Source organism: Novosphingobium sp. NFX11, assembly GCF_057376415.1.
In genome coordinates this window covers 1,616,144-1,634,487 of sequence record NZ_CP080384.1, presented here as the reverse complement: position 1 = coordinate 1,634,487, position 18,344 = coordinate 1,616,144, and the positions used below count along the sequence as shown (strand labels likewise).

Annotated in this window: 17 protein-coding genes; 12 read left to right on the top strand and 5 right to left on the bottom strand. The window is 62.3% G+C overall.

Annotation, left to right across the window (positions count from 1 at the left end):
• Positions 1 to 871 precede the first annotated feature (871 nt).
• From KZO24_RS08370 to KZO24_RS08360, 3 genes are all read left to right on the top strand, one after another.
• On the top strand, positions 872 to 2,164 hold the full coding sequence (locus tag KZO24_RS08370) for a glycoside hydrolase family 130 protein (RefSeq protein WP_379525556.1): 1,293 nt from the start codon (positions 872 to 874) through the stop codon (positions 2,162 to 2,164).
• A 151-nt stretch (positions 2,165 to 2,315) separates the two neighbouring features.
• Positions 2,316 to 2,558 carry a DUF6894 family protein gene (locus KZO24_RS08365; protein ID WP_271184288.1) on the top strand — a complete coding sequence of 81 codons (243 nt, stop codon included), beginning with the start codon at positions 2,316 to 2,318 and terminating at the stop codon, positions 2,556 to 2,558.
• A 15-nt stretch (positions 2,559 to 2,573) separates the two neighbouring features.
• Complete coding sequence (locus KZO24_RS08360; RefSeq protein ID WP_486487110.1) at positions 2,574 to 2,777, top strand: helix-turn-helix domain-containing protein; 204 nt, start codon at positions 2,574 to 2,576, stop codon at positions 2,775 to 2,777.
• A gap of 33 nt (positions 2,778 to 2,810) precedes the next feature.
• Here the strand turns inward: KZO24_RS08360 and KZO24_RS08355 are convergent, their stop codons facing one another.
• On the bottom strand, positions 2,811 to 4,007 hold the full coding sequence (locus tag KZO24_RS08355; RefSeq protein ID WP_103094720.1) for an IS256 family transposase: 1,197 nt from the start codon (positions 4,005 to 4,007) through the stop codon (positions 2,811 to 2,813).
• Positions 4,008 to 4,175: 168 nt separating this feature from the next.
• A complete protein-coding gene (locus KZO24_RS08350; RefSeq protein WP_486487109.1) occupies positions 4,176 to 5,552 on the bottom strand; it encodes an IS701 family transposase in 1,377 nt (458 codons plus the stop codon).
• Positions 5,553 to 5,657: 105 nt separating this feature from the next.
• Here KZO24_RS08350 and KZO24_RS08345 point away from each other — a divergent pair, with 105 nt between their 5' ends.
• Positions 5,658 to 5,942, top strand: a complete 285-nt coding sequence (locus KZO24_RS08345) for a hypothetical protein (RefSeq protein ID WP_036528601.1) — start codon at positions 5,658 to 5,660, stop codon at positions 5,940 to 5,942.
• 43 nt (positions 5,943 to 5,985) lie between these two features.
• Here the strand turns inward: KZO24_RS08345 and KZO24_RS08340 are convergent, their stop codons facing one another.
• Entirely contained in the window at positions 5,986 to 6,234 is a 249-nt protein-coding gene (locus tag KZO24_RS08340) for a hypothetical protein (RefSeq protein ID WP_271184286.1), read from the bottom strand.
• A gap of 606 nt (positions 6,235 to 6,840) precedes the next feature.
• Between KZO24_RS08340 and KZO24_RS08335 the strand changes: the two genes are divergently transcribed.
• Complete coding sequence (locus tag KZO24_RS08335; RefSeq protein WP_486487108.1) at positions 6,841 to 9,414, top strand: TonB-dependent receptor; 2,574 nt, start codon at positions 6,841 to 6,843, stop codon at positions 9,412 to 9,414.
• Positions 9,415 to 9,511: 97 nt separating this feature from the next.
• Here the strand turns inward: KZO24_RS08335 and KZO24_RS08330 are convergent, their stop codons facing one another.
• Positions 9,512 to 10,237, bottom strand: coding sequence for a FadR/GntR family transcriptional regulator (locus KZO24_RS08330; protein WP_486487107.1), 726 nt, complete (start codon positions 10,235 to 10,237; stop codon positions 9,512 to 9,514).
• A gap of 508 nt (positions 10,238 to 10,745) precedes the next feature.
• On the opposite strand from KZO24_RS08330, the gene KZO24_RS08325 reads away from it, so the two are divergent.
• The 7 genes from KZO24_RS08325 to KZO24_RS08295 are packed head-to-tail and all read left to right on the top strand — an operon-like array spanning position 10,746 to position 17,403.
• Positions 10,746 to 11,528 carry an SDR family NAD(P)-dependent oxidoreductase gene (locus tag KZO24_RS08325; protein WP_271184283.1) on the top strand — a complete coding sequence of 261 codons (783 nt, stop codon included), beginning with the start codon at positions 10,746 to 10,748 and terminating at the stop codon, positions 11,526 to 11,528.
• Entirely contained in the window at positions 11,525 to 12,811 is a 1,287-nt protein-coding gene (locus KZO24_RS08320; RefSeq protein ID WP_271184282.1) for a sulfotransferase family protein, read from the top strand. Before KZO24_RS08325 ends, KZO24_RS08320 begins: the two co-directional genes overlap by 4 nt.
• A 49-nt stretch (positions 12,812 to 12,860) precedes the next feature.
• Positions 12,861 to 14,111 (top strand): alkyl sulfatase dimerization domain-containing protein, encoded by a 1,251-nt coding sequence (locus tag KZO24_RS08315; protein WP_486487106.1) that lies wholly within the window; start codon positions 12,861 to 12,863, stop codon positions 14,109 to 14,111.
• Entirely contained in the window at positions 14,108 to 14,899 is a 792-nt protein-coding gene (locus KZO24_RS08310; RefSeq protein WP_271184280.1) for a sugar phosphate isomerase/epimerase family protein, read from the top strand. Before KZO24_RS08315 ends, KZO24_RS08310 begins: the two co-directional genes overlap by 4 nt.
• A gap of 38 nt (positions 14,900 to 14,937) precedes the next feature.
• Positions 14,938 to 15,792: an SDR family NAD(P)-dependent oxidoreductase gene (locus tag KZO24_RS08305; protein ID WP_271184279.1), complete on the top strand. Its 855-nt coding sequence runs from the start codon at positions 14,938 to 14,940 to the stop codon at positions 15,790 to 15,792.
• Between the two features lie 10 nt (positions 15,793 to 15,802).
• Positions 15,803 to 16,588 carry a carboxymuconolactone decarboxylase family protein gene (locus KZO24_RS08300; protein ID WP_271184278.1) on the top strand — a complete coding sequence of 262 codons (786 nt, stop codon included), beginning with the start codon at positions 15,803 to 15,805 and terminating at the stop codon, positions 16,586 to 16,588.
• Positions 16,585 to 17,403, top strand: coding sequence for an NAD(P)-dependent oxidoreductase (locus KZO24_RS08295; protein ID WP_486487159.1), 819 nt, complete (start codon positions 16,585 to 16,587; stop codon positions 17,401 to 17,403). The genes KZO24_RS08300 and KZO24_RS08295 overlap by 4 nt, the downstream gene beginning before the upstream one ends.
• Before the next feature lie 68 nt (positions 17,404 to 17,471).
• Here KZO24_RS08295 and KZO24_RS08290 read toward each other — a convergent pair whose 3' ends face one another.
• The gene (locus tag KZO24_RS08290) at positions 17,472 to 18,224 is read right to left on the bottom strand and encodes an SDR family oxidoreductase (protein WP_486487105.1); all 753 of its coding nucleotides are present in this window, start codon (positions 18,222 to 18,224) and stop codon (positions 17,472 to 17,474) included.
• Positions 18,225 to 18,344: the final 120 nt, after the last annotated feature.

Genomic DNA, 18,344 nt, shown 5'->3' with positions numbered 1-18,344 from the left:
TCGACCGCCGCTGGCTTGAACCGGCGGGTTCGGAAGACAGCCACGGTCGCACGCTCTGGGCGCTTGGCGCCGCCTCGGCGGGCACTAATGATCCGGTACTGGCACAATGGGCCACAGCTATGTTCACGAGCGCGCTGGCTTCGGTCGAGGCGTTCACATCGCCGCGCGCGTGGGCCTTCACGTTGCTGGGACTCGCCGCGTTCTGCCCGGCACATCCGAACGGCAGTGAAGCGAAGGGCTTTCGCCTGGAGTTGGCCATACGGCTGGAAAATCTTCTGCTCCAATGTGAAAGCCCTGACTGGCTCTGGTTCGAGGATCGGCTTTCCTATGACAATGCTCGCTTGTGCGAAGCGCTGATCGTCACCGGTGCAGCCATCGGCGCAGACCATCTCGTCACTCAGGGATTGCGCACTCTGCGCTGGTTGACGGGCATCCAGACCGCACCCGCACGGCCTGGGCAGGACGCGCACTTCCGTCCGGTCGGATCGCAAGGGTTCATGCTTCGGCACCGCGAACATCCATTGCCTTTCGACCAGCAGCCGGTCGAGGCATGTGCAACGATCGCTGCTTGTCTCGCCGCTATCACCGTCGATCCGGCAGGGGAGTGGAAAAGAGAAGCGCTTCGGGCCTTCGCATGGTTCATGGGCGAAAACGATCTTGAAGTGCCGCTGGTCGATTCTGACACGGGCAGTTGCCGTGACGGACTGCACCCCGACCGAGCCAACGAGAATCGCGGCGCGGAATCCCTGCTTGCCTATCTGCTCGCCCTTGTCGACATGCGAAGGATCGAGCGAATGGATGTCACCGTCTCAACGCTGCGCCCTCTGGATGCTGCATCTCTTCACAATCAGTTATCCAACTGAGAAACGGCGTGGAACAGCATCCATTCTTCAATCGCCAGGCGCTGTACCTGCGACCCGATCCTTCGCGCGTAGTGGTTCGCCCCTTCCGACCTTCGATCGAGCCACGCGACCACAATCCTCTCGACAAGACTCGCGTCAATCATATCGTCGATTGGGTATTAGGTCTTGGCGTGGACGAAGTGGTCTCCCTGCTGCAGGCGACTCTGGACAGCTTCGACGATCGCCACCACAACCTTCCCGAAATCTTCGAACGACGCGCCCGGGAAATGGAAGTGTCCTATTTCGGAGATGCTTCGCTCTCTCTTTCCCAGCGTCAGTTGATCGGCGCTTATTTCCTAAATGAATACAGCTTCGAAGCCGCCGCGCTGTTTAATCCCAGCATCGTTCCTCACCCATGTCAGACCGGCGCGAAGCTCGGCTGCATCCGCGTAATTCTCTCTTTGCGCGCGGTTGGCGAAGGGCACATTTCCTCCCTGACGTTTCGCTCCGGAACCATAGGCCCTGACGGAGCAATGGACATCGACCCGCCTGCGCGCCTTGCCAGATTGCCGGCCGTCACGGCGTGTGTGGGAGACCGGATCGAACTGTCCTTCATGCCCGAAAGTGATCCATCGGAAAGAGTGATCTTCCCGATTACGGATGCGCAGTCCAACGGCATAGAAGATGCACGCTTCGTGGCCTTTGAGCACGAAGGAACGATCACATATTACGCCACATACACCGCTTACAGCGGGCGTTCGATCCGCTCCGAACTGCTGGAAACCGCCGATTTCTTATCGTTCCGGCTGGTCCCGCTCAAAGGCACTGCGGCCGAGAACAAGGGCATGGCCCTGTTTCCCCGCAAGTTGAACGGGCGATATGCCATGATCGCGCGGTACGACAACGAAAATCTTTACCTGCTCTATTCTGACAACTTGTCCGAATGGACTGGTGGGACGCCTTTATTGGCGCCGAAGTTTCCTGGGGAATTCATCCAGATCGGCGCTTGCGGATCGCCCATTGAACTCGACGAGGGATGGCTACTGTTCATCCACGGGGTGGGACCGATGCGGCATTATTCAATAGGCGCGGTCCTGCTTGACAAGGAGGATGTGACCCGGGTGATCGGCCGTTCTCGTGAGCCCCTTGTGGGGCCGGAAGCCGCAGAGCGCGAAGGATATGTTCCCAATGTGGTCTACTCTTGCGGGGCCATGCGCTTCGGTGAGCGGATCGTTCTGCCATACGCCATTTCTGACACCTTCTCGACGTTTTCTACCGTGAAAGTGACAACGTTGGTCGAGCTTCTCAAGAATGATCTGTAGATGATATTTGTTTCATTTTTGTTAAATTATAACAACAATAGAGTATTAAATTATAAAATATCGCACAGATTTATTTATATATCCATAATTGTGACGCGATTTTTATTTTAAGTGTTTGATTTTGTGTTTTCATCACAGGAAATTATGAACAGTGCCTAGATATTTTTTCCATGTTCTGGATGGTAAATCATTTCCTGATCTTCAAGGAACTGTCCTGGAAGGTCTTGCCGAGGTGCGTCTCGAGGCAATCAGGTTTGCGGGAGACCTTCTTGTCCATGCAGAAGGAACATTTTGGCAAAGTGATGAATGGTCAATTGAAGTCAATAATTCGGCTGGATCCCTTATTCTTTCACTTAATTTCAAGTCTATCTCTGAAGTTCCAGAAATTACATAAAAGCAGGGGGTATCGATGAAAGACCTGAAACTTCGCCTCACGCCGAGAGAATGCGAAATCATAAACCTTATTGCCGCGGGTAAGTCTGCAAAAGAAGTCGCGAGAGTCCTCCTAATTGCGCCTTGCACGGTTGAACGGCATGTTGAAAACGTGCGTCTCAAGACCCGCACGCGCAACCGGGCCCACATGATTGCGGTCGTGTCCCGCGGGGTGGTGTAGGAACCGTCGATCTACGGCAGGATCAGGTTCAGGTCAGGCGGCCAGTGCTGGCAAGCTGACAATAGGGTTATGGCTCACCGAGCCGAGAGTTTCCAGTGTCATGTAGCGGCGCGATACCGCCCACTCATCGTTCTGCTCCAGCATGAGCGCTCCGACGAGACGAACGACGGCAGCGTCATTCGGGAATATGCCGATCACGTCGGCCCTTCGCTTGATCTCCTTGTTGACTCTTTCCAGCGGGTTGGTGGACGCGATCTGCGCCCAATGATCCTTGGGGAAGGCCATGTAGGCGAGCACGTCTTCGCGTGATGCGTCCATCATGTCGGCCAGCTTTGGAAACTTCTCGCGCAGGGCATCAGCAACTTGGTCCCACTGCTGGTGCGCTGCCTCGGCCGTTTCCTGCGCGAAGATGGTCTTGATCATGGCAATGACAGCGGGTCGTTGTTTCGGCGCGGCATGGGCAAACGCGTTGCGCATCCAGTGCACCCGGCAGCGCTGCTGGGTTGCGGCAAATACCTTGCTGGCCGCGGCGCGCAGCCCTTTGTGATCGTCGGAGATGACCAGCTTCACACCTCGCAGGCCGCGATCCGCCAGCGAGCGCAGGAAGGCTTTCCAGAAGGGTTCGGCTTCCGACGGGCCGGTGGCTACGCCCAGAACCTCGCGCCGGCCATCGGTGTTGACGCCCACCGCGATTATCGCCGCCGTCGAGACAATCCGTCCGCCCTCGCGCTCTTTGAGGTAGGTGGCGTCGATCCATAGATAGGGCCACTCACCTTCAATGGGCCGCGTAAGGAAGGCATTCACCCGCTCGTCTATCTCGGCAACCAAACGGCTGACCTGGCTCTTTGATACACCGCTGGCGCCCATAGCCTTGACCAGATCGTCGACCGAACGGGTCGAAACGCCGTGGACGTAGGCTTCCTGGATCACTGCCGCCAAGGCCTTCTCGGCGGTGCGGCGTGGCTCCAAGAAGCTCGGGAAGTAACTGCCTTTGCGCAGCTTCGGGATTGCCAGATCAATCCGGCCAGCTCGCGTATCCCAACTGCGCTCGCGGTAGCCGTTGCGGTGGTTCAGCCGCTCCGGGCTGCGTGATCCGCAAGGCACGCCCGTCTTCGCCTCGATCTCCAGATCCATCATGCGCTCCGCGGCGAAAGCCAGCATCTCACGCACCAAATCGCTATCAGCCCCTTGCTCAATTAGCTCGACAAGGGCCATTCTGTCGTCGGTCATCGTCTTCTTCTCCAGGTTCGAGTTCGCATCCGAACCCTACCAGAAGATCGACGGTGGCCACCCTCTCAGGGAAACCTTCCTACACCACCCCGCGGGACACGACCATGATTGCTCATTTCATCTGCAATTATGAGCAGGACCCGGACGCCTAAGCTCGACTTTGTACGATCAGGTAGCGAAGCATAGTGCCTGAGCCATACGTTTTAGGCGGGTTGTGGGAATATAGTTCGGTTCTGGGTGCGGCGGGGAGTGTTGATTAATGTCGCCGACCCAGAGTTGGAGACGGGCAGCTCCGATGGCGTCACTGAATGTCAGGTTGGTTTTTCGATACCAGGCGGCGGAATAAGGGGTGCTTTTAATGGTCAACAGATCGCAGGCCCATAGCGATATTAGGCTGTAGAGACCCAGCAGCGCCGGCGTGGTTCGCGCTATGGCTTTGTCGGTCCACTGGCGCTGTGTTTCGACACCAAGGTGAGCGCGGGTTTCTGCAAAGGTGACCTCGATCTGCCATCGGCGGACGTAGAGGGCGATTATCTCGGCGGGCTCGAGGGTGATGTCGGTACTGAAGAAGGCCTGCGGGTCGCGCTTTGCGTCAGGATCGCGAACCAGGACCCAGCGGACCGGCAAGACCGGGGTGCCGGGCCTGTACCATAGGGCGATGTCAGATGTGATCTCGAGCGTCTTGCCGCCCGCATGGCCATACCAGGCAGAGACGAGAATGCTGGTCCAGCGTGTCGCCGGGTTGGCGAGCAGGGTCTTGAGTTTTGGTAATGCTCGCCCTTTCTGTGCGGGGCGCCCCATCGTGCGTGCCGTTCGCCCCGCAGGCTGTGCAAACAAGTTGGCATCGAGCCGCAGTCGGCTGATGAGTGTGGCCCGGCGGACAATTGCATGTGCCAGTTCGTGGACAGCAAAGCTGCTGTCGCCAATGAAGATGATCCGCCGACCCGGCAGCCAGCGAGACAGCTGTAGCGCGCCCTGCCGCGCCCAGTCCGTCAGCAATTTATGACGACAGCCGCGTTGACGGTTCGATCGTTCCGAAGGAGCGAGCAACGTCAAGACTGGCAGCGCTTTGATCAGGCGGGTCCATGACACCGGGGTGAGCACCATAAAGCTGAGCCAGCGCAGTCCGCTAGCTTTGACGAAATGGCCGTGACTGGAGCGGACCGGGTCGCGGTAGATACCCCGTGCGGTGATCCGGCGCCCCCATCGCCGCTCAATGGTGTCGTCCATACCGATGACCACAGGACCATCGGGCACGAGCCGTTCGACCACAATGCCCAGTAAACGCCTGGCAACGGCACGGGAGCTCCAGCGGGCGCGGTTGAGGATCTGGTGATAGGTTGCAAAGTTGGCAGCATCGCCCCGGCCGGTCACGCGCAGGCAAGACGTGACGGTCCGTTTGCCCGTGGCCAGCACGCCCCCCATCACAAGAACAAGTACATGCTCCCAACTGGGAGCCGTAAAGCAGGGACGCCATGCCTGCAGCCATTGGCGCAGGATCTGGGGGACGGGATCGCCGATCACGGCCTTGTTCTGGTCCAACATCCCATGCTTCGAGTCCTGACTGAAGCACGTTGCAACGCTTAGGCTGTTGCCATGCGGTGAGATGACTCGGATATGCTGTGACCTGACGGCGGCAATGGATGCACCATGAAAGACGAGGAAATCATTCTGCGCATCGAAACGTTCGACGCGGCCAACGGCGGCGGCGTCGGATGGTATGAGAACAAAGGCGCTTACCATCTCTATCTGCTGGCAACCGAGGCACCGATCGCCCGCCTCAAGCCTGTCGGCACGCGTGACGAAGTCAGGCTCGGCTACTGGTCACACCAGCGAAAATGGGAAAATATCGATGATATGGGCGGATGCGTCTTGCCCCTCGATCAAGCACTCGACCACGTTGCTGAAAACAGCATCTTCTGGACCTGGACCTGACCAAAAACGTACAAAGTCGAGCTAAGAGCCTGTTTGAGAATGCTCATGGATGGACAATTCTTCGGAGCATGAGGCTGCCGAGAGCGACATGGATCATCGCGTACGAGACGCCTATCCGTTGCTCGTAATCGCAAACGAGCCGTTTCCAGCGGGCCATCCATACGAAAATGCGTCGAGGACCCAAACGCCTTGGCAGTACTTTGAAGCCCGGTTCCTCGTCGGCATGACGGATGATCTTGAGGATGAAGTCGTGATAGGTCGCGGCATCCATAAGGCGACGGACGCGGCTCATGCAGTTTCCTCTATCAGGGCTGGCGGGAAGATGATCTCGCTCGCGAGGTTGGCGGCTATTGCGCCGAAAATCTAGGGCGCGCCAAATGCTGGCACGCAGGTGGGAGCGATCCCGGCGAAGCTGTTGTTCAGCGCTGGCGACAGTGATGGCGAAATTCGTAAAGCTGGTGGAAGATGTGAACTAGTAGGCAGCGATGCAGCGCACGCTCGTTCTACCCCGAGTTGCGGCTGAGGATCATCGCCATGTCCAGCCAATTCGAGCCCCAATCAACCCCGGTTTGCCTCCCGCCCAGCGTGGCTCTCCTACCTTGATTTTGAGCTAGGACCTGTGCCGGAGCAACTCATAAGGCGGCGTAATCGAACCATTCTGTACCCAATGCAGCCAAAGCAAGGTGCTTTCTTGCGCCGCGTTTCAGTTAGAGTAACCTGAAATCGCCACAGCGCTTTGACCGATAATAAATTATCCAGATAAAAGGACCCTTAATGGATCGCGCCTCGTCCGTGTGAGCAAGAACAAGCCGGTCCACGAGGAAAACGTGCCTCGCGATCAGTCGGGGGCGAACTATCATCGGTGAGCGTGGACAGCGTTTGCCCGGAGGGAGAGACAATGAAGAAGACCGCGCTGGTGCTCCTGGCATCCACCACGCTTGCGACGATCCCGCTACAGGCGGCTATCGCTCAGGATCAGGGCGGGGACGACAACGCCGGATCTCCTTCTGCGGGCGACATCATCGTCACCGCGCGCCGCGTCGAGGAACGCCTCCAAGACGTGCCCATCTCGATGACGGTGTTCAACCAGAAGGCGCTTGATCGCCAGAACGTGTTCTCCGCGAAGGATCTCGCGACCTACACGCCGTCGCTGACGGCAAACTCGCGGTACGGGGCCGACTTTGCCTCCTTTGCCATCCGCGGTTTCACCCAGGAGGCGCGCACCACGACCTCGGTTGGCGTCTATTTCGCGGATGCGGTCGTGCCGCGTTCCTCGCCTTTGAGCGCCTCGGGTGACGGTGCGGGCCCGGGCCATCTGTTCGACCTGCAAAGCGTCCAGGTTCTCAAGGGGCCGCAGGGGACCCTGTTCGGTCGCAATACGACCGGCGGCGCGGTTGTCCTCGTCCCCAATCGTCCGACCTACGACTTCGAGGGATATGTCGAGGCGTCCGCAGGCAACTACGATATGAAACGCGTGCAGGCAGTGCTCAACCTGCCCGTGGGCGAGAGCTTCCGACTGCGTTTCGGCGTCGATACCCAGGAGCGCGACGGCTATCTGCGCAACATCTCGGGTGTCGGTCCCCGCGATTTCGCGGACGTGGGCTATGTCGCCGCGCGGGTGAGCGCGGTCGCCGACCTCTCGGACAACGTGGAGAACTACACCGTCATCTCCTATACCCGCTCGAAGACCAACGGCGCGGCCTCGAGGACGACCGACTGCTATGCCAGCAGTGCCGCCGGCGTCACCACCAACGGTCCCAACGGGTACAGTTGCCAGCAAATCCAGCGCGAGCGTGATGCCGGCGACCTCACGGTGACCAACGCCCTGCCATGGGCGTACCAGAAGCTGGAGACCTGGCAGATCGTGAATTCGCTGAAGTGGCAAGTCAGCGACAACCTCACGATCAAGAACATCAACAGCTACGGCCAGATCATCCAGGACCAGGCCATCGACCTGTTCGGCGTGTGGGTTCCGCTCGGCAACACGCTGCGGGTTCCGATCAGCACCGCGCCCTATTTCAGGACCGTCAACGTGCCCAGCCAGTATGTCGGGAAGGGCTGGGGCAGCGACACATCGATCAGCCCGCCGGGCCTTCACAGCGGACAGCAGGAGACGTTCACGCAGGAACTGCAGTTTCAGGGCACCAACTTCGGCAGCAACCTGACTTGGCAGGCAGGCCTCTACTATGAGCGCAGCCTGCCGCTCGGCTGGGCGGGCTCGCAGAGCATGAACGGGGTCTTGTGCGACAGTGAAGCGGAGTGGGCGGAATTTGCCTGCACCGATGCCTCGGCCGTCACCGGCGCGGCGACCGCCACGGGTAGCAGAAACTTCAATGTCGGCCGCGTGGCGTTCCGCAACATGGCCGCTTATGCGCAGGGCAGCTACAAGTTGACCTCGGCCCTGACTCTGGATGCGGGCATCCGCTATACCTGGGACAAGACGACGGGCAGTTCCACCAACATGGTGGCGTCCTATGCCGCAGCCACCGGCTGGAACACCCCGATGTTCACGTGCACCAATCCCGCCCTCACGTATGGCGGCTCACCCGCGACGTGCCTCGAGCGCTATAGCCAGAGCTCGAAGGCGCCGACATGGATGATCGGGCTGAACTACAAGATCATGCCGGACATCATGGTCTACGCGAAGTATGCAAGAGGCTACCGGCAGGGATCGGTCAGCCCGCTGGCGGCAGTAGGTTTCAAGACTTACGAGCCCGAGCGCGTCGACGTCTATGAAGGCGGAATCAAGACGAGCTGGCACGGGGCGATGCCGGGCAGCTTCAATCTTTCGGGGTTCTATAACGACTTCCAGGACATGCAGCTGCAGGTCTCGTTCGTCGATACCAACGGCATCGCGCCGAACCTGCCCTCTGGCCCGGCCGTGGTCAACGCCGGCAAGGCGCGGATCTGGGGCCTCGAAGCGGAAGCGTCGATCTCTCCCTTCGAGGGCCTCACGCTTCAGGCCAGCTACGCCTATCTCAACACGAAGCTGCTCGAGTTCATTGCGCCGGATCTCTCGACGCAGCCGGTCGGCGGCTACAACCTCGTGGCAAGCACTCCGATCGAGGGCAAGCGCCTGCAGTTCACGCCGAACCACAAGCTGTCGGTCACGGCCAACTACACGCTTCCGTTGCCCGGCTCGGTGGGCCAGGTCAGCCTCGGTGCTACGTATGTCTACACTGGCTCGGTTTTCTACGGCGCCGATGCGTCCTTGCCGAACCGGGTCTACAGCGTATTCGCCCCCTCGGATCCCAATTACGACACGCAAGTCGCGCCAAGCTATGACCTGGTCAACTTCAACCTGAACTGGGAGAAGCCGTTCGACGCCCCCGTCGATCTCCAGGTCTTCGTGACGAACGCATTCGACAAGCGGTATTACGAGGCACGCAGCCTTTCCGGTTCGCGCGGCTTCACGTCGCGGTACTACGGTGATCCGCGCATGTATGGTGCGAGAGTGCGCTACACGTTCTGACCGGCAGACTGCACGGTGACGGGGCCGAAGCGGGCATTGCCGCTTCGGCCCTCAATTGAAGGCATGTGCTTTCGCCATGCCGGTGTTCCTTCCGGGATTACCGGCACGTGGGCATGCGCCCGAATCCCGCAGGCGGCAGCACGGATCTCGCGCGCAACTGCGATACGGATTCGCGAGCGCGCGCCACTTCGTCCTCGGCGTGGATGTCGAGGACCGCTGCAAGGACCCGGTCGTGCTCGGCCCTGAGTTCCCGGCCCGCCACATCGTGGTTGCCGGCCTGCAAGGCCGCCAGAAGCCGCCTAAGGGTTTCGTGGTCGGCAAGCGATCCCGCCAGCCACGCCCGCTGGACAAGACTGTGCGTTGTCGAGGTGCCAAGGCGTACCTGCCAAAGCTGCCCGATCATGAGGTTGAGGACTTCGTTTCCTCCCGCTTTCGCGAGGGTGACGTGGAATTCCGCCAGACCATGGTGCCAACTTTCGAAGTCGGCATCCGCGCGGATTGCCTCTTCCAGCCTTTCCGCAAGTGCGTCCAGCAGTGTCTTGTCGGTTAGGCCTGCAGCATGAAACAGGGCAGAGCATTCCAGAGTCGAGAGGGTGCCGAGAACTTCGAAGGCGGAAGCGTGCAAGACTTGATTGCCGAGGTCGCGATGCGCATCGACGACATACGTGCCCGATCCCACTCGCGTCTCGACCACGCCGAGCAGGTCGAGCGCGTGCAGGGCTTCGCGAATGATGGGGCGGCTGACACCCAGAGCCTGCGCGAGAACGCGTTCCGCTGGCAACCGTTCTCCGCGTTCGTACCGGCCATCGCGCAGATCCTGCATCAGACTGTGCAGCACCGATCGCGAGAGGCGCGCGGGTTCCTTGCCGCCGTGAGGCGGAGGCCGCGTTGACGCACCATTGATCCTCACCCTGATTGACTAATTAAAGTACACTGTATTTCTATTTCGGGCTCTGAGCAAGGGTCTGCAATATGATTTCTCTTGGCTCACATGGAGTTGAAAGGCCGTGCCGATCGTTTGCGGCTAAAGGCATGAGCGGTCGAAGGTTGCCGCCGTTTGTCCGGGTCAATTTCTCAGGAAAGTAGATCGTCTCCGCGATCTTGCTGCGTGTTCCAGGTCCGGCATGAAGCGGGTGGTGTATTTTTCCGCTCATTCCGAATGTTTGCTTCAATTGGGCGGCAGGAGTCCGTCGGTCGATCGACTTGACATATATAAAGGATACTGTTTTTAATCCACGTGCCGAGACGGTCTTGTCGTTCGGCCGATGAAAAACAGATAGTGGAGTGGAGCGGCGATGGCTCGTCTACCGTGGGACTTGCAGGGGCGAGTCGTGGTTATTTCCGGGGGCAATGCCGGCATCGGCCTGGGTTTTGCCCGCGGCATTGCAAAGGCCGGCGGCGACCTTGTCATCTGGGGAAGGCGCCAGGACAAGAATGAAGTCGCGGCGGACGAGCTGCGCGGCCTGGGCGCCAAGGTGTTCACGCAGGAAGTCGATGTGTCCGACGAGAACCGGGTGATCGAGGCTTTCGCACAGGCCGTATCGACGATGGGCCGCGTGGATGGTGCCATCGCCAATGCCGGCCTGATGATGAATCAGGGCTGCTTCACCAACATGACCGGCGAGGCGTGGCATTTGCTGCTGTCGGTCAACCAGCACGGCGCATTCTACCTCGCCCGTGAGGCCGCGCGCCATATGCGGGGGCGCGCGGAGGCGGGCGACGCCGGCGGATCGATCCTGTTCTGTGCGAGCCTGTCCGCCGTAACCGGCTCGATCGGCATGCAGCACTACAATGCCTCGAAGGGCGCGATGGCGTCGCTGGCCCGGGGGATCGCCGTCGATCTCGGCAAATATGGCATTCGCGCCAATACCGTCTGCCCCGGCTACACTGAGAGCGAGACCGTCAAGGACCAGGGCCCCGATTCCCCGCTCGGCTCGCAAGTGCGTGAGCGCTGCCCGATCCCGCGGTTCGGCACACCCGAGGATTTCGAAGGGATAGGGGTCTACTTTATGAGCGATGCATCGCGTTACCACACCGGCGATCTGGTTAAGGTCGACGGCGGCTGGATGGCCAATGCCGGCAAGCTCAATACCTCGCTGGAGCGCCGAGCATGAGCACGTCCGATACCGTAACCGAGGTCAAGACCAAGGTTTTCCGCGTCGAGCAGTTCCGCGACCCGGTGCTTCCCGCCGAGCGGCGGGCCGAGCTGGAAGCCGCCGAGGCCGAGCCGCTGGACATGACCGTCGAAGCCGTCCTCGCAGCCGCGCAGGCTCAGACGGGCTTGTCCGACTTCGGGCCGGGCGATTTCACCGAACGTCTGGGCCTGTTGCTGGAAGAGGTCGGGAGCAATCCCAACCTGTGGCGCTTCGCCAAGGCGAACTTCCGCGCCGCCTGCGTCAAGCAGGTCGCGAACCGCCTGAAGAACAAGGCCTACCTCGATGCGCATCCCGAGGTCGATCGCGAGGTCATCGACCGCCCGATCATCATCGTCGGCCTGCCGCGCTCGGGCACCACGCATCTCGAGAACCTGATCGCCGCCGATCGCCGGCTGCGCCACCTGCCGGTCTACCTCGGCTCCGAGGCAGTGCTCGCGCCCGGCGAAGCGCCGGGGCCGGACGGGGTCGATCCGCGCTGGCTGCGTTCCAGCGCGCACTGGGACCGGATGAAGCAGAACGCCATCATGGCCGCGATGCACGAGCATTCGCCGGACCACGCCTGCGGCGAGAACGAACTGCAGATGCCCGATTTCACCACCTATCAGTGGGAATGGATGGCAGAGGTGCCGCGCTGGCGCGATCATCTGCTCGGCCACGACCAGACGCCGCATTACGCCTATGGCAAGCGGATGCTCAAGGCCATCGCTCACCAGTTCCCGTCGGACCGGCGCTGGATCCTCAAGGGCAACCAGCATTCCGAGCAGATACCCGCGCTCGTCGCCAACTATCCGGACGCCTATGTCGTCCAGATCCACCGCGACCCGCTGGCATTGCTGCAGTCGGTGCTGACCATGCGGGGCCTTTCCGTCCTCGCGCACCAGAAGCAGCCGGATATCCAGGCGCATGTCGCCTACTGGGTCGATCGCATCGAGCGCATGCTGCGCGCGTACCTGCGCGACATGGACACGGTGCCTCAGGGCCAGCGGCTCGACATCCTGTTCGGCGACGTCATCGCCGACGATGTCGGGACCGCGCAGAAGGTGCTGGAGTTCGCCGGGCTCCCCTCGAGCGAGGACAGTATCGCCGACATGCGCGAATACATGGACAGCCATCCGCGCGGCAAGGACGGACGGGTGGTCTACGACCTCGCCGGTGACTTCAACCTCGACATCCCGGCGCTTCGGAAACGCTTCGCATTCTACCTCGATCGCTTCCCGGTGCGGGTGGAAGTGAAGGCCTGAGCAGCCGATTTCGCTGCCGCAAAGAAAACAAGACTTCGGGAGAATGGACATGACCCAGACGGCTCGGGACGCCAATGAACCCCTCAATGCCCAGATCATCAACGACGGCGCCGGGCGGCAGGATGCGGTCGATCTCGGCCATGGCATCTTCATGTCCAGAGACGTGTCCAATCTCTATCTGGTGACGACTGCGGACGGCAACGTCCTCGTCAATACCGGCATCATCTATAGCGCGGCGGAGAACAGGCGGCGCTTCGATGCCGTCTCCGACCAGCCGATCCGCAGGATCGTCCTGACGCAGAGCCACGAGGATCACATCGGCGGCTGGCCGACCTTCAGCGGCCCGGACGTGGAGACCATCGGCCAGGCTAACCTGCCGTTCGTGCGCAAGCAGTACCGCGACCTCGGCACCGCCATGGGCGCGCGCTCTCGCCGGTTGTGGAGCCGCGACCAGAAGCGCGAACTGACCGAGCGGCCCGAGCCGGTGCTGACCACCACGTTCCAGGACAGTCACCGCTTCGAACAGGGCGGCCGCGCATTCGAGCTGCTGTCGGTGAAGGGCGGGGAAACGGTCGATTCGCTTGCCGTCTGGCTGCCGCAGGAGCGTATCGTCTTCACCGGCAACATGACCGGGCCGATCTTCGGCCACGTGCCCAATCTCTACACCGTGCGGGGCGAGCGCTATCGCTATGTGCAGTGGTACATCGACAGCGTGCAGCGCGTCATCGATCTCGAAGCCGAAGTGCTCATCACCGGTCACGGGGAGCCGGTGCGCGGCGCTGCCGAGATCCGCTCTCGCCTGACCCGCATGCGCGATGCGGCGCAGTACCTGCGCGACCGGACCTTCGAGGGCATGAACGCAGGCAAGGGCCTGTGGGAACTGATGGATACCATCCGCCTGCCTGAGGAACTCGCCATCCCGCAAGGGCACGGCAAAGTGCCCTGGATCGTGCGTTCCATCTGGGAGGAGCATCTGGGCTGGTTCCGCTACAGATCCTCCACCGAACTCTATTCGGTTCCGCCCCAAGCCGTGTTTCCCGAACTCGTCGCGCTCGCGGGAGGCCATGCGCCGGTGCTCGGGCGGGCGAGGGCGCTGCTGGAGGAAGGCAAGCCGCTCCACGCGCTCCATCTGGCCGAGGCCATTCCCGCCGGGGTGCCCGGGCATCGTGACGCGCTCGGCGTCCAGCTTGCGGCCCAGCGGGCCGTGCTCGAAGGCGCGGGGCGGGAGAACTTCAGCGAAGTGCGCTGGCTGGAAAGCGAGATCCTCCGGCTGGAGACGGCCCTGGGTGAAGCGCAGTGACCCATCCGCGTCTGTCTCTGGATGCCATGTGCACGTTCCGGTGGCCGTTCGAGCGCGAACTGGCACTGTGGAAGGACGTGGGCGTCACGCACGCGGGCCTGCTGATGAACAAGATCGCGGACGATCCGGAGCGCCACCTTGGTGCTCTCGACGATGCCGGTATCCGCATCAGCACGCTCATCACCGCAGGCTTCCAGCTCGCCGCGCCCGAGACGTGGGATGCGACGCGCGAAACGCACAAGGCGATGATCGATCTGGTCGCGGCGCATGGCGGCCATTCGATCTATTTCACCAGCGGCCGGACGGTGCGCTGCGACTGGGACGAGGATGTGGCGCTGTTCGCGCAGGCTGTTGCGCCGACCGTCGAGCATGCCCGCGCAAACGGCGTGATCGCTGCCTTCGAACCCAGCTTGCGGACCAGTGTTTCGTTCTGCACGCGCCTTGCCGACGCAGTGGATATCGCCGAGCGAACCGGGCTCGGGATCGTTTCCGACTTCAGCAACAACTGGATGGAGCGGGGCCTTGCCCAGACCCTGAAGCGCGCCATGCCGCACATCGCGCTTGTCCAGATCGGCGACATCGCCATCTCCGGACCGGGCGGGCGCTTGCATGTCGGGCAGGGCGACCTGCCGCTCGGCCGCATGATGAACGACGTGCTGGAAGCCGGTTACGAGGGTGTGTTCGACCTTGAGGTCGTGCCTGCGGACTACACCGCAGACACCGGAGAGGCCGAGTTTCGGGCGGGCATCGAGGCGGCTTCGGAGCTGCTTTACGCGGCCGGGATCTGAGCGCCGGTCGCGAATAATAACGGGAGAGGAACGGGAAGATGTCTACATTCGAAGGCAAGACGGCACTGATCATCGGCGCCGGGCAGAACATCGGTCGCCAGATCGCCCTCGAATGGGCCCGCCGCGGCGCCCGCGTCGCGGTTGCCGACATATCGAGGGATGGGGCCGAAGAGACCGCCGAACTCGTGCGCGCGCTGGGCGCGGAGAGCACCGGGCTGCATTGCAACGTGCTCGACGAGGCGTCGGTGCTGGAAGCCATCGATGCCGCCGAAGCCGCGCTCGGTCCCCTCGACATCCACATGAACAATGCCGGGATACTCTCGGGCGGCAATCCCGAGGACATCCCGCTTGCCGAATGGCAGCGCATGTTCGACGTCAATCTCTTCGGCATGGTGCGCGCCAACAGCGTCGTGGTTCCGCGCATGATGGGACGCGGCGAGGGGCACATCGTCAATACGGCCAGCTTCGCCGGCCTCTATCCGTTCGCCGCGAGCCGCATTCACTATGCGGCGTCCAAGGCGGCGGTGCTGTCGATGTCGCAGAACCTCGCGCTCTATCTCATGCAGTTCGGAATTCGCGTGAGCTGCCTGTGTCCCGGCCCGGTCATGACGACCTCGCCCGATGCAATGAAGCACTTCAGCGAAGGCTACACGATGCGGGCGCCGGGAAGCCATCTGTTCGTCAAGTCGCAGCCCGAGACGGCACGGATCCTGTCCGATGCGATGGAGGGCGGGGAGATCGTCGTGCCCACCCACGAGGAGGTCTGGGCGACGCTGGCCGAGGTCGCCGCGAACCCCGATGCCTTCATCGAGAAGAAGCATGCCGAATTCATGGCGGGCGATCCCGGCAAGCCGGGCATCACCCAGGCCGTCATCGATTCGATCCGGGGCTGAAGGGACGATAATGACCTTGCTCGATCCCCACGAACGTTCGGCGCGCGGTGCGCAGGTCGCGGTGCGCGTCACGGCGCGCGAGCACGAGGTTCCGGCCACGCCGACCGAGGCGAGCTGGCGCGATTTCATCTTCGCGGAAATCTGGGCGCGACCGGGCCTCGAGATGCGCGCCCGCTACCTGATCTCGATCGCCAGCGCGGCCAGCAGCAACGGCCCGGCCGATCTTGTCGAGGATTACATTCGCGGCGCTCTGGTTACCCGTGAACTGACCCAGCCGGAGCTGCGAGAGGCGGCGTTGCACCTCGCCGTCTATGCCGGGTGGTCGCGCGGCGTGGAACTGGATCGGGCGATCACCCGCGTGACGATGGCGCTGGGGCAGCAGGTCAGCGAATACGACGCGATCAGGGCCGAGCCCTGGGATCCGGATTTCCGCGTGCGGGACGGCATAGACGAATTCAACACGGTCATGGGCTTTCCGGGACCGCCGCCGATGACCCCGTATTTCGAGGCGGGCATCGATAATTTCGTGTTCGGGGAAATGTGGAAGCGCGGTGCACTGGACCAACGCTCGCGGCGATGGATCACGCTGGTCGGCGTTTCCGAAAGCTGCGCGGCGACGCCGATCAAGACGCACTTCTACGCGGCGCTTTCGAGCGGCAACTGTACCGCGCACGAGTTGCAGGAGTTCGTCCTGCAGTACGCCGTCCATGCAGGGTGGCCGAAGGCTTCCGTGATCCAGGGCGCGGTGCTGACGATGATCAGGAACCACCGGGAAGGTCTGCCGTGGGACGCATGATGAACACGCAGCCCATCCGGACCGCCTTCATCGGGCTGGGCAGCCAGGGCGCGCCTATGGCCGAGCGTATGCTCGCCGCAGGCTTCCCGCTGACGGTCTGGGCGCGGCGGCCGGAGGCGCTCGCCCCGTTCGTGGCGCAAGGCGCTCTGGCGGCGGCATCTTTGCCGGAACTTGCCGCCTGGGCCGACCACGTGGGTATCTGCGTGGTCGACGATGCCGGCGTTGCCGCTATTTGCGAGCAATTGCTGCCTGCGATGCGGCCGGGCAGCCTGCTGGCGATCCACTCCACGATCCTGCCCGAAAGCTGCGAGCGCCTGGCGCGCCGCTGCGAAGCGGCCGGGATCGCATTTGTCGATGCCCCTGTCAGCGGCGGCGGCGGGGCGGCGGCGGCAGGCTCCCTGACGGTGATGTGCGGCGGCACGGAGCAAGCCTTTGCGCAGGCGAAGCCGGTTTTCGAGGCATTCGCCGGGCTGCTTTTGCACCTCGGGGGCGCGGGGGCCGGGCAACGCGCGAAGATCGTGAACAATTCGCTGATGGCGGCCAACATGGGACTGGCTCATGCCGCCCTCGCGGCAGCCGAGGCGCTCGGCATAGACCGCAAGGCGGCGGCAGAGCTGATCAAGGGCAGCAGCGGCCGCAGCTTCGGCTTCGAGGTCTATGCGCGACTTCCGCGTCCCGAGGACTTCGAGCACGGCGCGGCGCTCCTGCGCAAGGATGTCGCCCTCCTGAGGGCAAGCCTTGGCGTGAACGGACCGGGTCTCGTCCTGGACGAGGCCGCCGCCGACTTTCTCGATGCGGCCGTGCATCGCGCCTAGAGCATTTTCTAATCAGGTGGAATCACCTGATGACTCGGAAAATGCGGCAAACGAGTGGCTTAGAGCGGCTATCGCTGAGGATATCCGAGCGCGGCGGCAAGCCCGCCGTCCACGAGAAGATCGGTCCCGCTGATGAACGATGCGCGATCGGAAGCCAGGAATTCGACGGCGTCCGCGATTTCCGACATGGCGCCTTCGCGCGACAACGGGGTCTGTGCGAACATTGCCCGCTTGCCCGCGCTCTTCTCGTAGGCGAGCGCCCCCATGGGCGTCGAGATGAGGCCGGGCGACAGCGACACGATACGCGCGCCGACCCGGCCCCAGTCCGCCGCCTCGCGCCGTGCCATCTGAAGCAAGCCGACCTTCGAGAGCGCGTAGGCGGTCGCAGGCGTGGCATTCTCGGCACCCAGTACCCCCGCGACGCGGTCGGCGAGGTCCGGTGCGGCCGGCATTTCAAGGACTTCGATCACGGCCGGTGAAGGGCGGAAGCTGTGGGCGGCCAGCGACGCGATGAGGATGGCGCTTGCACCCGGCCGGGCGAGCGGCCGCAACGCTGCCGCAACCAGCGCTGGTCCACGCAGGTTCACCGCCAGTATTCTCGCAAAATCGTCGGCCGCGATCGACAGGCCCGCAATGTGCACCAGACAGCGAAATCCGCCCAGGCCCTCCGCCATGCAGGAGAGTGCCGCGACCGCGTCGGTGTCAGTGACATCGCATGCGAGCGGATGGACATCCGCGCCGTCACGGGCGAGTGCATCGGCCTGTGCACGGGCTGCCTCACCATCGATGTCGGCCAGCAGCACGCGGTGGGTCTGCGCCATGCGCCTTGCTACGGCCGAGCCCATCCCACCGGCACCGATGACGACCGCCAGCGGAAGGTCGGGCCTCCGGGTCCGGCCCGGAACGCCGCTCATTCTGGGGCGCCTTCGTCATTACCGCGC

Excerpts from the sequence above, each read along its gene's own strand:
- KZO24_RS08360 (WP_486487110.1), top strand. The coding sequence starts at position 2,574 with ATGAAAGACCTGAAACTTCGCCTCACGCCGAGAGAATGCGAAATCATA.
- KZO24_RS08355 (WP_103094720.1), bottom strand. The coding sequence starts at position 4,007 with ATGACCGACGACAGAATGGCCCTTGTCGAGCTAATTGAGCAAGGGGCT.
- KZO24_RS08350 (WP_486487109.1), bottom strand. The coding sequence starts at position 5,552 with ATGTTGGACCAGAACAAGGCCGTGATCGGCGATCCCGTCCCCCAGATC.
- KZO24_RS08345 (WP_036528601.1), top strand. The coding sequence starts at position 5,658 with ATGAAAGACGAGGAAATCATTCTGCGCATCGAAACGTTCGACGCGGCC.
- KZO24_RS08340 (WP_271184286.1), bottom strand. The coding sequence starts at position 6,234 with ATGAGCCGCGTCCGTCGCCTTATGGATGCCGCGACCTATCACGACTTC.
- KZO24_RS08335 (WP_486487108.1), top strand. The coding sequence starts at position 6,841 with ATGAAGAAGACCGCGCTGGTGCTCCTGGCATCCACCACGCTTGCGACG.
- KZO24_RS08330 (WP_486487107.1), bottom strand. The coding sequence starts at position 10,237 with ATGCAGGATCTGCGCGATGGCCGGTACGAACGCGGAGAACGGTTGCCA.
- KZO24_RS08320 (WP_271184282.1), top strand. The coding sequence starts at position 11,525 with ATGAGCACGTCCGATACCGTAACCGAGGTCAAGACCAAGGTTTTCCGC.
- KZO24_RS08315 (WP_486487106.1), top strand. The coding sequence starts at position 12,861 with ATGACCCAGACGGCTCGGGACGCCAATGAACCCCTCAATGCCCAGATC.
- KZO24_RS08305 (WP_271184279.1), top strand. The coding sequence starts at position 14,938 with ATGTCTACATTCGAAGGCAAGACGGCACTGATCATCGGCGCCGGGCAG.
- KZO24_RS08300 (WP_271184278.1), top strand. The coding sequence starts at position 15,803 with ATGACCTTGCTCGATCCCCACGAACGTTCGGCGCGCGGTGCGCAGGTC.
- KZO24_RS08295 (WP_486487159.1), top strand. The coding sequence starts at position 16,585 with ATGATGAACACGCAGCCCATCCGGACCGCCTTCATCGGGCTGGGCAGC.
- KZO24_RS08290 (WP_486487105.1), bottom strand. The coding sequence starts at position 18,224 with ATGGCGCAGACCCACCGCGTGCTGCTGGCCGACATCGATGGTGAGGCA.